This window comes from Bacillus cereus group sp. MG16 (genome assembly GCF_040459875.1).
Classification (GTDB): Bacteria; Bacillota; Bacilli; order Bacillales; family Bacillaceae_G; genus Bacillus_A; species Bacillus_A paranthracis.
Genome location: NZ_JARVHE010000001.1, coordinates 5047501 through 5062865 on the forward strand (window position 1 = coordinate 5047501; position 15365 = coordinate 5062865).

A 15365-nucleotide genomic window follows, 5' to 3' on the forward strand; every position below is an offset into this window, starting at 1 on the left:
TGATGCTGCATTACGAATCGTATTATGCAGATCGATTTGCTCTTCTTGTGCCTGCTTCGTTTTATATACAACTTTACCACTTTCGTCAGTAACCAATATTTTTAAAGCTCTATTTCCTCGCTCTAAATTTTGATTCTCCGTTTCGATCATATTGGATATAGCTTCTAATTTATTTTCATGCACCGAACTATTTGCTGCTCTTTGAGCTTGATAATTAATTTGTTGCATACCAGACCGATAATCGACAGTCGCTTTACGATTCGCATTCTCAAAAAATGGTGCAGCTCCCTTTGCAAAAAAAACTCCTAATAACGCACAAGCAGCAAAAGTAGTAATCAGTTGAATTCTTATACTCTTTCGTACGCTCTTTACTAATTTCTCAATTAATTGTCTTGTTTTCCTTATATAAGTAAACGGATTAAATATCTTTTTCAATCTTATACCCCACTCCCCATACTGTTTTTATATATCTAGGTTTCCTTGGATTCTCCTCAATCTTTTCACGTACTTTTCGAATATGCACCATTACAGTATTATCAGACTGGAAAGATCTTTCATTCCACACCTTTTCATAAATTTGCTCCGCGCTAAAGACCATCCCCGGATTACGGGCTAGCAATTCTAAAATTGAAAATTCCCTCGGGGTCAGCTTCACTTCTTCTCCCTCTACAATAACTTTATGGGTTGAGATGTTTATTTTCATCTCTCCAATTTCTAGCTCGTCCTCGTTTTGTATAGCGAAACCATTCATTTTCATATAACGGCGTAACTGAGATTTAATTCTTGCGATTAACTCTAACGGATTAAATGGTTTCGTTACGTAATCATCCGCACCCGTTGTTAACCCTAAAATCTTATCCATATCTTGCGTTTTCGCGGAAAGCATAATGATCGGCATTTCTTTTTCTTCCCTTACTTTCATACACATATGAATGCCATCTACTTTCGGCATCATAATATCTAATACGACTAGATGTACTTCATTTTCTTCTAGTAAACGTAATCCTTCTTCTCCGTCCCCTGCTTGCAATACTTTATATCCTTCATTTTTTAAATAGATTGTAATAAGATTTCTGATTTCTTTTTCATCATCTACGACAAGTATTGTTTCGTGTGCCACAATATCTCCCCCATCATTTTTTTAATCCCTAACTTCTATTATAGGAAAACTTCTGAAGAAAAACGCTCGGAAATCCTTAAGTTTTTCTGAAGACGCAAAAAAGGTCTAGACTCCCCTTAAGTCTAGACCTTTCAAAAAACCCCTTTTATTTACGAACGTAGATGAAATATAGTACGAATAAAACTCCCATAACATACATAATCGGATGAATCTCTTTACGACGACCGCTTACTACCATTGTAATTGGATAGAAGATAAACCCGATTGCAATTCCCGTTGCGATACTATACGTAAGTGGCATAGAGATAATTGTAAAGAATGCTGGTACTGCAATCTCGAATTTCTTCCAATCAATTTCCCCTAAGGAAGAAACCATCAAGATTCCTACAATAATTAAAGCTGGTGCCGTTACAGCTGGCGTTACAACACTTAGTAATGGCGAGAAGAATAGTGCCAGTAAAAAGAATCCTGCTGTTACAACTGCTGTAAATCCAGAACGTCCACCCGCTGCTACCCCTGCAGAAGATTCAATATAAGACGTTGTTGTTGATGTACCTAAGATTGCACCAATTACAGTTGCAATCGCATCTGCAAATAATGCTTTTCCTGCACGTGGTAATTTATTGTTCTTCATTAATCCAGCTTGATTCGCAACCGCTACAAGTGTACCTGCTGTATCAAAGAAATCGATAAAGAAGAACGTTATAATAACAATCACCATTTGAACAGTGAAAATATCTCCGAAGTGCGTTAACGCCACACCGAACGTTGGTTCTAGACTCGGTATTGCTCCCACTACAGCTTTCGGAGTATCAATCAATCCTGTTGCTACTCCTAAGATTGCTGTAAGAATCATACCGTAAAATACTGCACCATTTACTTTCTTAATCATGAAGATAATTGTCGTAACAACTCCGAAGATTGCTAGTAACGTCGTGCCCTTTGTTAAGTCCCCCAACCCAACAAGAACAGCATCATTTTTCACGATAATTCCAGCATTTTGGAATCCAAGGAAAGCAATGAATAATCCGATACCTGCCGCTACTGCAAACTTTAACTCTGATGGAATTGCATTAATGATTTTTTCACGAATACCTGAAGCTGTAAGAATAATAAAGATAATACCTGACATTAACGTTCCAGCAATTGCTGTTTGCCATGGAATACCCATCGTTAACACTGCTGTATAAGCAAAGAACGCGTTAATTCCCATACCCGGCGCCAAAGCAATCGGATACTTCGCGAAAATCCCCATAATTAACGAACCGATCGCTGCTGCTAATGCTGTAGCAACGAATACTGCACCTGGATCCATTCCTGTACCTGCCGGTAATCCTTTAACATTTCCAAGTGACAGCGTAGCAGGATTGACAAATAGTACGTAAGCCATAGATAGAAATGTCGTTAAACCTGCTATGAACTCTGTTTTGTAATTCGTGCCGAGTTCATCAAACTGAAAATAGCGTTTCATCTTACGTTTCCCCCGTTATATGATTACTCGCCGTAATCTCCTAGCCCTCTTTTATCTATTAAAAATAAAAAAGGCTTCCATTGCATATACATGGAAGCGTTCTATGAATAAAGATAAGATTCCCCTCATCTTTATAAAAACGCCTCGTAGTCAAGCCATTTACGGTAGCTAGGTAGAAACTTTCGGGCCATATCCCCGATATTATACGACGGCATAATATTCACTTTTCGTTTGAATTACATACTCATATTAACTCTTGAAAGTATTTTTGTCAATTTAAATACGAACATTTTTATTAACTTTTATATTTTCGTTCGTATTAAACTCAAAATATAAAAGATCCATCTATTGCATGAGCAATAGATGGATCTTTTATTATAATACTATTCCCACTCAATCGTAATAGGTATGGGATAAGTATTGATATATAGCTACTTCATCTATTTTTTAATTATTTGGTGGGGCAATTGGTGGTGAATAAACATATTATCGAGCATTCAACGAATTTATGCAAACTAAATAACAAGCAAAATCCCCAAATCTCTTTCTATCACTTTCAATAGTCCCCAACTCGTCAAACCACACCGAACTCCAATTTTGTTGTTTCATATAATTTGCAATTACTTTTAGATTTATCATAAATGTATTGTGTTGATGTGTTCGGGAATCATCAATGTCTCTACGCCCTTCTAACGTCTGTATACTCCATTCAGCACGAGTATTCGCATAAACGATGGCAGATTTAATCATATCTTCCCAAAACTCCTTAAAATCACTATCACTGGTATTAGCAGACTGTAATATATGAGAGTAAATTTCTTCAGCTTCTTGAAAAGTCAAACTATCTTTTTCTTCTAAATATGTTTTATACGTCAACATAAACCTCTCTCCATCCCCCATGTATAGTATCCTTTTCAAAGGTTGAATATCTTTTCTTTTCAGTATCATATTTTAAAACCGGAATGTTGCCGCTTTTTTCAACAGTACCATCAATATAAAAATGACTTTCTCCATCCCAATAAACTTTTCCAAGATATTCTTTTTTATTTGCTATCTCCACACTTGAAATATGCCCTGCAATAACATCTTTATAAAAATATCCTGTCTCAGCTGGGTACTTTTGTGTGAAATACTCTTTAGGAGTACCATGTTTCCACAAATCTTCGGCTTCTTCTAAAATACCAGCATGGACAAATATTTGTTGGTCTGTTTCAAAGTAACGAAGCTGTTTAGAAATATTCAGTAACCATTTCAACAAATCAACATGTTTCTTCTTAATAGCTTCCTTTAATGCCTTACTTACTTTTTCATATGAATAGGTTAAAGGCTGAAAAGTATCAAAAATCTCTCTATACTCCTCAACAGTAAGGAAACTTTTAAATGTACATATATCTGGCTCCTGAAATAACAATTTAAAATCATCCTCTTGGGAATATAACCAATGAAGGAATACTTCATCATGATTTCCTAACAAAACAATCACTTGATCCTTATGATTTTCATGTAATTCTTTTATGCAATATAAAACCCTACATGAATCATTTCCTCCATCCACATAATCACCTAGGAAGATAATTTTATTTTCTTTATTCTTTAAATCAACATTTTTCAACGAGTCAATCATTTGATTGTAATAACCATGAATATCGCTAATTGCATATATCGTAGCCATTTATTTATCCCTTCTTTTTTTTATAACTTGATTTCCATTGAAAATTATCTTCGTATATTCGGCAGTCTCTATTTTTATATTCCCTGACATCTCCTCAGCAATTGCCGTATCAGCACCACTCCACATATGAGCATAGTGTTTTAAAGTAATCTCAGGGCTTGAATGACCCATACGTTGAGATAAAACCAGCACCGACACATTAAATTCATTAATAAGATATGAAGCATGAGAATGACGCAATCCCTTTGCTTGTATCTTTTTCACTCCTGCGAATTTAGAATATCGCTCAATAATTCTTGATATCGTTGATTTAATCATCGGTAGACCATCATAACTAAAAACAAAGTCATTTTCCTTACCTAATCCAATCTCTGTTTGCCTACTTTTCCAGTCATTTAAAATTTTGATAGTATCATCATCCAGTGCTACTATTCTCTTTCCATCTTCTGTTTTCGTATATGAATTCCGTTTCCAATCCGATCTGTTTTTCAGAATAAGCATATGATGAATCCGTATACGTTTCTTTATTAAATCAATGTCATTCCAATATAAAGCTGTTCCTTCATTCACACGAATCCCTGTCATATAATAGACCCACAACATAACGAAATTTAAGTGTTCATAAAAATCACCAATATAAATTTGATTTATCACTTTTTCAAATTCTTGTTTCGTCCAATAGGGTACAATAGCTTTTCCTTTGTTGATTGCCCTAACCTTTTTTGAAATATTGTATTCTAAATATTGCATTTCCACAGCTTTATCTAAACTTTTACGAAATGTTCCAAAAACTAGACTCGCATAGGATTGAGCATACCCAGCTCCTCCATTTTCTTGACTTGTTAATAACCATGTACGAAAATTTTGTACGTCCTCCACTGAAATAGAACGGAGAGGAATAGAAGCAAACCTATCTCTTATCTTTTCCAATATTCTTTGCTTAATAGAAAAGGTACTTTCTTCAACGTCTGTTTGATAATACGGTATATACACAGTATTCATAAATTGCTCGTAAGTCATTTTATAGTTAGCGTAACTATTGACTTTATGATATTCTCTCTTTAATCGAGTTAACTCTTTGTTAGCTTCGAACGCGGAAGAAAAAGGCTTTCCATTAACATCTTTTCTTCCTTTTTTTCGTATTCGTTTCCCTGTAATCCGATCAATGCCAAATTCTGATTGATAAAAGAAATTCCCTTTATCATCAACATATACACCAGGGTATTTCGTTGTTTGCTGCGTTCTATTCTTCATTAGGAATTACTCATTTCTGTTATAAGAGAAACTCCTAAAATGGTTTCAACCACATCCCTCGGTACTCTTCCTAGTCTTTTATTGTTATAATACGGACAACCTTTTTGCACCATGATTGCTTTTGCTTGCCTAATTAGTGAAATAGCTTGATATTTCTTATATCCTAGTTTAATTAAATCATCTTTACATATTGTTGTACCCATTACAACAACCCCTTTCCACGCTAATATTCATCCTCACTCATAAGTTCTAAAACACGTTGCTCAATTAATGTTTGGTCGGACTCAGTGATTTTTTCTTTTCCCATATGTATTAGCTCTTTCAAATAAAGCTCAGCATATTTTTCACCATACACACGCCTAAATGATTCATAGAGCATACTGATTGATTTTACTGTAGCATTTTCAACCCAATTTTTCTTTTTCTTTAAAGTGAGCTTTTCACGCTCTACTTTTAAGGGAATTGCCTCAATACCGTCTACAAATTTTTGCCACCATCTCATCGTAGGAAGTCTATTTTTATTATGTAAATCACTAGCACTCTTAGGTTGTGTCTTGAAACAATAATGAGCTGATAAAATACCTTTAACTATGATATTAAGTGGTTTCCCATTTGATATTTGAAGAGCAACTTGCATTGCTTTATTTCCAGTCAGCTCTAGTTCCCATCTGACCCACTTTTCAATATTTACAACTTCACCTGCATTATCTCTTCTTTCTTGTTTTTTATCATAGATTCGTAATATTTGCGGAGATGCACCAATATACAATGTAAAACCTGTCAATTTCCCATCAAGAATCCTACCACTATTTATTTCAATAAATTTATGACTTTTTGTACTTAACTGTCCTCGTTTCACATAATCCTGCAACACTTTTACAGATGGTGTAGCATCATCAAAAATATCTAAAGCCAAATCTATTCTTGATACTTTACCTTGTATTTCTAAAATAACTGATACAAATTTGTACCAATGCCAACCATCAACCCTCGACATGTATTCTTCATATTGTCTACACGCTTGTCCAGACATATCTATAAGAACACTACTGTGACTTCGTGAGGAATGAAGTTTTATATTCGCAAAGCTAATGCACATATCGTAAGTAGGATATGGAGACCCCTTAATCTCTGAAGAAAATTCAGAGATTGGGATTCCTAAAATTCCATCAGCGACTGCCGGTAACTCACTATTTGGAATCGAACAACGAAGGTAATCAATTAAGCACTGATTATTTCGCTTTTGACTCATGTACTTCACCAATAGTGTAACTATCAGCTTCAATTTTGAGTTCTGAATACTGCCATGTATCGATCATTGGCTTACCTTGTCCGACAAATGTTTTCTTTTGCACCTTTCTAGGTTTTACTTTAAGATCCGTAAATGAAATTGGAATAAATTCACCATCTTCATAATCATCAAAGATAGGTAGGCTATCTTGTTTTTCAATAACTACAGTAATAGGCGAGCCAATTTCAGTACCACCATTTTGTAATACAAGCTCAATAAATGGTCTATCATAAACTTTAAAAGTTATTGCATACTTACCTGTTTCAACTAGCTCTCCATTTAGATTCTTTTCTTTTTCAATTCGAGTAGCAAAACCATCTTTTTGTACTAACATTGCTGTAGGAACTTTAAATTGTTTAATGTCAAAATGAAAATCACCTAATTCGACATTTTCTGAGTCATTTAAAGAATGTAGTCTTGACGATTTTAAAATTAATTTCCCCATGTTTCCAACCCCTTTTTATCATTTTTCAATCCCGAACTCTCGGGATTCCGAGTAAGCTTCCAACCTTAGAGCCCCAACCGATTGAACCATTTCCATTGAGGGTATTACACCCGTGTTACTCAACGGGTGGCTTCGCTAATCTTAGTTATTTATAAGAGTTGAGCAAAGAACGCTCAACTGGACCTCACGTTTCACGAGCGTTTCTTGCCACTCCGTTTGGCGACCCCAGTCGCCACCGAAACCCTCGCAAAACGAGAGGTTATATTGAAATGTTTAGCTGTAATATTTTAATTCTGCAATAAAATCAAATTCCTTATAGTCAAGAAATGGAGTCTCTAGATACTTAGGCTTGCTCCAACCTAATCCATCAAGAAAAATATATCCTGTCCCTTGACCGCTAACTGTCTCCAATCCTTCTAAATCTCCAAACACCATCCTGTAAGCTTCATTACTCATGTTTCCTAGCGCAATTCGAACACTCAAATTGTCTCGAAGCTCAGTCGGAATATTAGAAGCGTTCGGCTGCTGAGTAGATAGAATAACGAACACACCCATTTCACGCCCTTTAAGAATGATCTCAGTTAAATTTGACATGGTTTCAGCAAAGGTTTTCTTATCAGCTCCAGCTCTAAATGCACCTAATTCATCAAACACTAAAAATATAGGCTCCAAACCATAGTCAACATATGAAGCTCCGTAGACGAAATTTTCAGGATTTTCTTTGTAAATAACAAACCTCTCCATCATTTGTTCTTTTACTTCACGAGTTAATCTAGCAATATTATTGGTTTCACTAGCAACATATTCTTTACCCCAAAAATGTTGAATACTTGATAAATCCGAGCGTTTAGGGTCACAGATATAAACTGTGGCTCGCATTTTTTTCATTTCAATAATTAAGTAGTTCAAAAACGTTGTCTTTCCTCCACCTGTAACTCCAGCAAGAAGAAGATGAGGTTGTTTTAATACATTCCAAGTAAGGTTACTGTTAAACGGAATATAAATACTATCGTTATGAGCTTTCCCTTGATCACTTGCCATCACTATACGTTCATCTTGTTTTTTTCTAAAGTAATAATCACAATAAGAAATTTTATCTACTTTGTTATAAACAGTTGAGCCAACCAATGCACTCAGTCCTGTATCGAGAGAACTTATCTTATCGTTAAAAACATCAGCATTTTTATAACCACGTACAATCAGAGTCTCCTCGTCCTCACAAAAACCAAATACTGCACTGTTTGTCACAACTTTTACACGTTCAATATTATTTTCTGAGTCCTTTTTTTCTATCATTTCTGTTTCATACAACTTATTAGCCTTTATAAAATACAAAAGTTTTTCGGCAATTTTAGAAGGCTTGTTACACTGCCTATAATAGAATTTCCAAATTTTAAATAAGAGATAGACTAATACAGGCAATAAGATAAAATCTGTAGTTGCATAAAAAAGACCAAAAAAATCGATAGTAGGAAACAAAGGAGCTAACAGTACAACTAACCAAAAAGAAATTAACGATCCAATGACACACGTCCAAAATAAGACGTTTATATGATTCTTATCGCCTGTATAAGATATAAGTTTAAAATCATCTTTTATACTCCTCTTTTTAATACTTCGAGTTACAAAACGGAATAAATTTTTCATATATTAACTTCTTTCTTCTCAAATTTAGAATGAGGAAGAGAGAAATTCCCTCACTCAATTCCGTTTAGGGTATTCCTTTTTGCTTTTAAGGCTAATCTTCTTTTAAACAAGCCCTCAACATACTTTACTTTATTATTTAATGCTACTAACACTCGATTGGCTTCTTCCTCCGTAAAGGCATAACGATTTGTTGAAAGATTACTAATTAAGTCAATTTCCTTTAATGTTCTTGCCAAACGTTTTGTTACTAATTTTTGAAATCTTTCTTCCTTTATTTTCATGAAAATCCCCTCTTTCTCTCTTAAATTAATCTTCAATTACAATTTCCCCATTATCACCAATGTGATAATCACCGTTTCCGATAGCTACAGATTCCATATACTCACCTAAATACTCAATGAATTCAAGTTGTTCCTCATCTGACAAATTTTCAAACTCTTCTTCAAGCATTTCAATTAATACCTCCCTCCGAATTTTAATCACGCAAACAAACACCAAATTGCGTTAAATGAATATTAACACCAAAAATACATCAAGTCAACATCAGAAAAGCATATAATTGCGTGATTTTTTATCATCTTACTATTACAAATAATTTTCCACTCTCAAAAAAGGAAAAATAAAAAGGATAATCTTAAATGATTATCCTTTGCTTTATAGTATTTATTTTTCTTTGTTATTCTTCTTTTCCATTAGTTCAACTTGATTTTTTAGTGCATATCCAATAGCAAAACCTTGAGTTACTTTCCCTCCTCCAGATTCTTCACTAATCAATTTTTGCAACTTTGTTAGGTTCTCTTTTGCTTCAATCGATAATGTAATTGTCATTCTCATAAAATTACCTCCTATAAATAAACATTCTATTACGTGTCATTTTACCACCAATGTGGTGATTTCACAATTTAGTAGAAGAATAATTGAATACGCTCTTATTAATAACCCTCCCCAAGAAAAAATAAAAAAAGAAGCATTCATTATTTTATTTGCTTCTTTTTCGCTTTTCATTATTACTGAGTAACTGCTTTATTAAGGATCTCTCAAGAATGATGAGTTATCTTTCGTGCACATTTTTAAAAAACCAGATGATATGTCCCTTTTAGCATAATCCACATCTGGCTTATACAGATAATATTAAATTAACTTAAAAATTTGAAAGAAGTGAGGGTATGAAAGTTTTTGGAGAGAATGTAAGAACCGCTCGCAAAGATCGTGCTCTTTCCCAAAAAGAATTATCGGCAAAATCCGGTATTAGTAGGTCTTCTATTTCAATGATTGAGAATAGTAAGATTGATATTTACTTTGAAACTGCTAATAGACTTGCAAAATCATTAGATATTAGTTTACCTCAATTCTTTTCTAGAAATTTTAGTAATGGAAAAACAATAACGTATATTGAGGATAATTTTCTATCAATCTTTTCTCAAAATGTAACAAGTCTATTAAAGAAAAAAAATAAATACCAGACATATTTATATTCATCTACTACTCTAAGTCCATCAACAATTAATGAGATATTGAAACAAAAAGTAAATCCTAAATTATCATCACTTTATCAGATTGCTGATGCGCTAGATACCACTGTGAGCGAACTAATTACTAGAAAAGGGGGATAAAAATGATTTTTACACCTTACGATGATGAAATCAAAGTAATAAATAATATTCACAAACGCAACAATAATGAATACACCTTATTGCGATTAACACCGACAATGATTGATAAAAATAACATTGATGCAAATGCACTCTTTCGAGATTTACTCTTCAATAAAAATATAGTTGATTATGAAAGTCTTGCAAATGGGGCAAGTAACGGGGTAATGAACAACGCCTTATTCTTGTGTAATGATATGCAGCTAGAAACAAAAATGAATTTTTATCGAGTTGCTAATACACGTGGCGATCGAAGATTTTCAATTTACGGAATTAAAAAACTCCTTAATAATCGGAAAATTAATGTAGGGGATTTATTATATCTTACTGTAACAGTTGACCAGAATCCAAAAGTTGTAATTATCAATGTAACGAATAATATTCCAACAGAACTAGAGTTAAAGCAAGTTTTTGGTATTGATGATATTGCCGATTCTGCAAGTAGATTACTTCCTTTAGTTAAAAAAATTGCACAGGCAGGATATCATAAAAATTCTAAAGGTATTGGTAAAGTTTCGCCTAAAGACGCCGGCGATACCCTTGAAGCATTACTAGGTATAAAAACAAATAATAGTCCAGATGCAGATTTTGAAGGGAAAATCGAAATAAAGACTAAAACCGCTAAGACGCTAGATACATTATTCACTCTCCGTCCGCAATTTGATGGAACTACTATAGCAGAATATGAAATAAAAGATAGAAGTAGAGTCTCAGCATTTGCTAGATACTATGGGTATGAATCTGATAAACACCCAGGATATAAAAGCCTTTATATTACTATCGGTTCAAAGGAAGCCCCACAAAATTCCCACGGTTTTTATTTAAATGTCAATGAAGAAGAAAGGAAAATTGAATTATGGGGTAAAGATCCAAATTCCAATAAAGTAGAAATCACAGCCTATTGGAATTTCTCCGATTTGCAGAATGAATTATATAGAAAGCATCCAGCAACTCTATGGGTAAAAGCTAATCAACGAATGATGGGAGAAACAGCTGAGTTTAATTATACCGAAGCAGAACTATCTAGATCCCCTCAATTCTCAACATTTCTTGCCTTGGTTAAATCGGGGGGAATAACCTATGATTGGAGAGGCTATATATCACCTGAAGGAGCGTACACAGGAAAAAATCATGGGAATGCTTGGCGGATTAGAGGAAAATATAGATCCTATCTATTTGGAAACATCGAAAAAATAGACTTATTAGAATAAAAAAGAAAAACAGGGAGCTCATGCTCACTGTTTTTCTTTTTTATCTATATGATTATTTTTCACCTAATTTGATGGCTTTCATAGCTTCTGTAGCAATTGCTTTTGCTAATAACGGTGGGACTGCATTACCAACTTGAGTAAATTGAGGAGTTTCCTTTGCTCGCATACTTCCACCAGTAGTTCTTTTACCTAAAAACTCAAAGCTATCGTCAAAAGACTGTAATCTTGCCATTTCTCTTACAGTTAAAATCCTATTGAAAAATGGATGGATATAATCATCAGGGAGTGTAACCATGGTTGGGGCTATACTCTCTGAATTAAGTTTTGTCCGAATTCCTTTTTTTGTAAATAACGCATCAGCCATTAAATCACTAATATTACCACTGATAAATAAGTTATTAAGAGTTTCAGCATCATATTGCTTATTTAATTCATGTTTTACGTTATTCCAGAATTCAATTGTATTTTCAATAGTAGTCTTAAGTCTACGACTTAAGGAACTTATTGCCGCGTCAAAGGTAATATCAATAATATGTTTATTTTCAATCATACTAATAAGTGATAATTGTTTATTAGTATTGTTTAACCATAATTTTGTAATATTTATTGACTTGTGAAAATCATATTTTTCCAATGTCTTTTGAATAAACTCTGCATTTTTTTCGCTATTAACTTGATAAAGTGTTTCATAGAATAATTCCGGAGCTTCTTCTAACAGATTTATTCCTTCTTCTCTTAACCTAGTCAAAGCTCTTTTTCTATTTTCACCTTGTTTATAAAGTGAAAACCTTTGTATCACAGATTTATCATGATTAGAAGTTTCCATATTGGTAATTTTTGTTTTTTTAACAGGTATCCCAGTAGTTACATTCGGTGTTCTTCCCCCAGTTGATTCTTTAGAGTAGTGGGTAGAATAATTGCAACTTTTATAAAGGTCACCAAGTGCATCGTAAACTGTAACAATACTTTCCTGAGGATCAGGATATGAAATTGGATAAACTCCATTTCTATAGGCAAGAAAAATCGCTCTATTTCTTTGCTGAGGAACTCCATAGTTAGCAGCATTTAAAACCTGTATATCTAATACTTGGTATCCAAGACCTTCTAATTCAGTTCGAAGAATAAACGGAACTAGATTCTGTCCACTATAAATGCGACCCTCCTCTAAAACACTTGGAAAGTCTAACATCTGCATATCTAAAATACCTGTCACATTTTCCATTACGACATATTTTGGATCTATATCTTTAATTATCCTAAGATACTCGTGAAACAGCATGTTTCTTGGATCATTTGAATCACGTTTTCCCAAACGGCTAAATCCTTGGCAAGGCGGGCCTCCAAACATCACATCAATTTTGCCCGGAGAAAAAATATCTCCATATTTCAGAGAATTTATTTTTTCAAAGATAAATTCTGATGAAAGCTCTTTAATATCAGCTAACTCAAAATAAGTATCTCTTCCTTGTAATAAGCCAAGCTGTTCGTGACGATTCATATACGTTTTCTGTACCATAGGGCTTTTGTCACTAGAAAAAACAATATCAAACCCTGCTTGTAAGATTCCCTCACTGAATCCGCCCGCGCCACAGAATAAATCAATTGCGTACGGCATGGCTGTCCACCTTTCATAACACTTAATGTTGACATTATAGCAAAAAATCAATATCAAGTCCAGGGTTATTTACTGGGAATTTTACGTTAAATTCATTGTCAAAGCACGAATATAACAAAGTCATTCACCTAAAATAACTTTGTTAGGTTACATGAATAGTTCTCCATATTCATACATTTCATATATAATTTTATTAAATTTTTAAAGTAATAAATATTTATAACCCCACCTAAAATTTTTTGGTGGGGTTATTGGTGGGAATCCATGTAAGATTGATTCGCTTTTATCCATTTTACAACAATTATAACGTTGTTAATCCTGAGTTTTCACTCCAATTATTGTATTCCTTCTATTCCCACTCAATAGTTGCTGGTGGCTTACTCGTTACATCATACACGATACGGTTAACGTGTTTTACTTCGTTTACGATACGTACAGAGATTTTCTCTAATACGTCCCAAGGGATACGTGCCCAGTCAGCTGTCATACCGTCGATAGATGTTACTGCGCGGATACCTACTGTGTAATCGTAAGTACGCTCGTCACCCATAACACCTACGCTACGCATACCAGGAAGTGCAGTGAAGTATTGCCAGATTTCGCGATCTAAGCCAGCTTTAATAATTTCTTCACGTAAAATCGCATCAGATTCACGAACGATTTCTAATTTCTCTTCTGTGATTTCACCTAGTACACGAATACCAAGACCAGGACCTGGGAATGGTTGACGCCATACGATTTCATCAGGAATTCCTAGTTCAGATCCTAATACACGTACTTCATCTTTAAATAAAGTGTTTAAAGGCTCAATTAATTTGAACTGCATGTCTTCTGGAAGTCCACCAACGTTATGGTGAGATTTAATTGTTTGTGCAGTTGCTGTACCACTTTCAACGATATCTGTGTACAGTGTACCTTGTGCTAAGAAGTCCATTCCTTCTAACTTAGAAGCTTCATCATCAAATACGTAAATGAATTCGTTACCGATAATTTTACGTTTTTGTTCTGGATCTTCTACACCTTTTAACTTGTTCATGAAGCGTTCTTTTGCATCCACTTTAATAACGTTCATATGGAAACCTTCGCTAAATGTTTTCATAACGCCTTCTGCTTCGCCTTTACGAAGTAAACCGTGGTCAACGAAAATACATGTTAATTGATCACCGATTGCTTTATGAATTAATACTGCTACAACAGAAGAATCTACACCGCCACTAAGTGCGCATAGTACTTTTTTGTCTCCAACAGTTTCACGGATTTTCTCTAGTTCTACTTCAATAAAGTTCTCCATGTTCCATCCTTCAGAACAGCCACATACGCCGAATACGAAGTTTTTAATTAAATCGTTACCGTGCTCAGAGTGACGTACTTCTGGGTGGAATTGTACACCATATAAGTTTTTCGCTTCATTGCTCATACCAGCAATTGGGCAAGACTCACTTGTTGCATCTACTACGAATCCTTCAGGTAAACCAGTTACTAAGTCACCATGGCTCATCCATACAACTTGCTCTTCCGGAAGGTTCGCATATAATTTTGATTCGTTCTCTACTTTAAGAACCGCTTTTCCGTACTCACGGTGGTTTGCACGTTCTACTTTACCACCGAATTTTTGTGTCATAAGCTGCATACCGTAACAAATACCGAAGATCGGTAATCCTAGGTCAAAGATTTTTTCATCACAATGTAATGCACCTTCACCATATACACTATTCGGTCCACCAGAGAAAATAATCCCTTTTGGATTTATTTCTTTAATTTCTTCTGCAGTAATTGTATGCGGATGAAGTTCACTGTATACACCGAACTCACGAATTCGACGTGCTATTAACTGATTGTATTGACTTCCAAAATCTAAAACGATAATTGTATCGTGTTGCTTCTTCAAAATAATCACCCCAACGTTAGTTCTCGTATATAAATATTTTCACCAATTAGGCGAAAAGCATTACCAATATAATAAAAAAAGCCAGTCCTCCGCCTCTAG

At 34.4% G+C, this 15365-nt stretch carries 17 protein-coding genes and 1 riboswitch (1 of these 18 running past the window's edge); of the genes, 2 read left to right on the forward strand and 15 right to left on the reverse strand.

The genetic code is table 11. The annotated features are described in order from the left end of the window. The 13 genes from ampS to QCI73_RS26130 all read right to left on the reverse strand — a co-directional run. Positions 1-435 carry the start of an aminopeptidase AmpS gene (gene ampS / locus QCI73_RS26070; RefSeq protein ID WP_353824025.1) on the reverse strand. Its footprint begins 1071 nt before the window's first position, so only the first 435 of its 1506 coding nucleotides appear in the window; its start codon is at positions 433-435; its stop codon lies beyond the left edge, outside the window. Then, on the reverse strand, positions 419-1120 hold the full coding sequence (locus QCI73_RS26075) for a response regulator transcription factor (protein WP_000929888.1): 702 nt from the start codon (positions 1118-1120) through the stop codon (positions 419-421). The genes ampS and QCI73_RS26075 overlap by 17 nt, the downstream gene beginning before the upstream one ends. Positions 1121-1265: 145 nt before the next feature. Next, positions 1266-2591, reverse strand: coding sequence for an NCS2 family permease (locus tag QCI73_RS26080; RefSeq protein ID WP_000833097.1), 1326 nt, complete (start codon positions 2589-2591; stop codon positions 1266-1268). A gap of 127 nt (positions 2592-2718) precedes the next feature. After that, a riboswitch (purine riboswitch) is annotated at positions 2719-2820 on the reverse strand. Between the two features lie 257 nt (positions 2821-3077). Continuing rightward, positions 3078-3470: a hypothetical protein gene (locus tag QCI73_RS26085; protein WP_353824026.1), complete on the reverse strand. Its 393-nt coding sequence runs from the start codon at positions 3468-3470 to the stop codon at positions 3078-3080. Continuing rightward, the gene (locus QCI73_RS26090) at positions 3457-4263 is read right to left on the reverse strand and encodes a metallophosphoesterase (RefSeq protein WP_327943508.1); all 807 of its coding nucleotides are present in this window, start codon (positions 4261-4263) and stop codon (positions 3457-3459) included. Before QCI73_RS26090 ends, QCI73_RS26085 begins: the two co-directional genes overlap by 14 nt. Next, on the reverse strand, positions 4264-5517 hold the full coding sequence (locus tag QCI73_RS26095; protein ID WP_046941670.1) for a tyrosine-type recombinase/integrase: 1254 nt from the start codon (positions 5515-5517) through the stop codon (positions 4264-4266). It abuts the gene before it with no gap. Further along, complete coding sequence (locus QCI73_RS26100) at positions 5517-5720, reverse strand: DUF3173 domain-containing protein (protein WP_046941669.1); 204 nt, start codon at positions 5718-5720, stop codon at positions 5517-5519. Before QCI73_RS26100 ends, QCI73_RS26095 begins: the two co-directional genes overlap by 1 nt. 20 nt (positions 5721-5740) lie before the next feature. Then, positions 5741-6769 carry a replication initiation factor domain-containing protein gene (locus tag QCI73_RS26105; RefSeq protein WP_098381296.1) on the reverse strand — a complete coding sequence of 343 codons (1029 nt, stop codon included), beginning with the start codon at positions 6767-6769 and terminating at the stop codon, positions 5741-5743. Further along, positions 6750-7253 carry a peptidase gene (locus tag QCI73_RS26110; RefSeq protein ID WP_353824028.1) on the reverse strand — a complete coding sequence of 168 codons (504 nt, stop codon included), beginning with the start codon at positions 7251-7253 and terminating at the stop codon, positions 6750-6752. Before QCI73_RS26110 ends, QCI73_RS26105 begins: the two co-directional genes overlap by 20 nt. A gap of 273 nt (positions 7254-7526) precedes the next feature. Continuing rightward, positions 7527-8900, reverse strand: coding sequence for an FtsK/SpoIIIE domain-containing protein (locus QCI73_RS26115; protein ID WP_353824029.1), 1374 nt, complete (start codon positions 8898-8900; stop codon positions 7527-7529). A gap of 50 nt (positions 8901-8950) precedes the next feature. Further along, complete coding sequence (locus QCI73_RS26120) at positions 8951-9217, reverse strand: hypothetical protein (protein WP_353824030.1); 267 nt, start codon at positions 9215-9217, stop codon at positions 8951-8953. Then, positions 9207-9350: a hypothetical protein gene (locus tag QCI73_RS26125; RefSeq protein WP_353824031.1), complete on the reverse strand. Its 144-nt coding sequence runs from the start codon at positions 9348-9350 to the stop codon at positions 9207-9209. Before QCI73_RS26125 ends, QCI73_RS26120 begins: the two co-directional genes overlap by 11 nt. Positions 9351-9563: 213 nt before the next feature. Next, a complete protein-coding gene (locus QCI73_RS26130; protein WP_162836976.1) occupies positions 9564-9734 on the reverse strand; it encodes a hypothetical protein in 171 nt (56 codons plus the stop codon). Positions 9735-10066: 332 nt separating this feature from the next. Between QCI73_RS26130 and QCI73_RS26135 the strand changes: the two genes are divergently transcribed. Continuing rightward, the gene (locus QCI73_RS26135; protein ID WP_353824032.1) at positions 10067-10513 is read left to right on the forward strand and encodes a helix-turn-helix domain-containing protein; all 447 of its coding nucleotides are present in this window, start codon (positions 10067-10069) and stop codon (positions 10511-10513) included. Between the two features lie 2 nt (positions 10514-10515). Next, positions 10516-11763 (forward strand): MvaI/BcnI family restriction endonuclease, encoded by a 1248-nt coding sequence (locus tag QCI73_RS26140; protein WP_353824033.1) that lies wholly within the window; start codon positions 10516-10518, stop codon positions 11761-11763. Positions 11764-11815: 52 nt separating this feature from the next. Here the strand turns inward: QCI73_RS26140 and QCI73_RS26145 are convergent, their stop codons facing one another. Then, positions 11816-13378 carry a DNA cytosine methyltransferase gene (locus tag QCI73_RS26145; protein WP_353824034.1) on the reverse strand — a complete coding sequence of 521 codons (1563 nt, stop codon included), beginning with the start codon at positions 13376-13378 and terminating at the stop codon, positions 11816-11818. A 349-nt stretch (positions 13379-13727) separates the two neighbouring features. Beyond that, positions 13728-15266, reverse strand: a complete 1539-nt coding sequence (gene guaA, locus QCI73_RS26150) for a glutamine-hydrolyzing GMP synthase (RefSeq protein WP_000743925.1) — start codon at positions 15264-15266, stop codon at positions 13728-13730. Positions 15267-15365 lie beyond the last annotated feature (99 nt).

What these genes read in the sequence shown, in the direction of transcription:
- QCI73_RS26105 (WP_098381296.1), bottom strand. Translation starts at nt 6,769, where the DNA reads ATGAGTCAAAAGCGAAATAATCAGTGCTTAATTGATTACCTTCGTTGT.
- QCI73_RS26140 (WP_353824033.1), top strand. Translation starts at nt 10,516, where the DNA reads ATGATTTTTACACCTTACGATGATGAAATCAAAGTAATAAATAATATT.
- QCI73_RS26145 (WP_353824034.1), bottom strand. Translation starts at nt 13,378, where the DNA reads ATGCCGTACGCAATTGATTTATTCTGTGGCGCGGGCGGATTCAGTGAG.
- QCI73_RS26090 (WP_327943508.1), bottom strand. Translation starts at nt 4,263, where the DNA reads ATGGCTACGATATATGCAATTAGCGATATTCATGGTTATTACAATCAA.
- QCI73_RS26130 (WP_162836976.1), bottom strand. Translation starts at nt 9,734, where the DNA reads ATGAGAATGACAATTACATTATCGATTGAAGCAAAAGAGAACCTAACA.
- QCI73_RS26110 (WP_353824028.1), bottom strand. Translation starts at nt 7,253, where the DNA reads ATGGGGAAATTAATTTTAAAATCGTCAAGACTACATTCTTTAAATGAC.
- QCI73_RS26085 (WP_353824026.1), bottom strand. Translation starts at nt 3,470, where the DNA reads ATGTTGACGTATAAAACATATTTAGAAGAAAAAGATAGTTTGACTTTT.
- QCI73_RS26080 (WP_000833097.1), bottom strand. Translation starts at nt 2,591, where the DNA reads ATGAAACGCTATTTTCAGTTTGATGAACTCGGCACGAATTACAAAACA.
- QCI73_RS26115 (WP_353824029.1), bottom strand. Translation starts at nt 8,900, where the DNA reads ATGAAAAATTTATTCCGTTTTGTAACTCGAAGTATTAAAAAGAGGAGT.
- QCI73_RS26095 (WP_046941670.1), bottom strand. Translation starts at nt 5,517, where the DNA reads ATGAAGAATAGAACGCAGCAAACAACGAAATACCCTGGTGTATATGTT.
- QCI73_RS26125 (WP_353824031.1), bottom strand. Translation starts at nt 9,350, where the DNA reads ATGCTTGAAGAAGAGTTTGAAAATTTGTCAGATGAGGAACAACTTGAA.
- QCI73_RS26135 (WP_353824032.1), top strand. Translation starts at nt 10,067, where the DNA reads ATGAAAGTTTTTGGAGAGAATGTAAGAACCGCTCGCAAAGATCGTGCT.
- QCI73_RS26100 (WP_046941669.1), bottom strand. Translation starts at nt 5,720, where the DNA reads ATGGGTACAACAATATGTAAAGATGATTTAATTAAACTAGGATATAAG.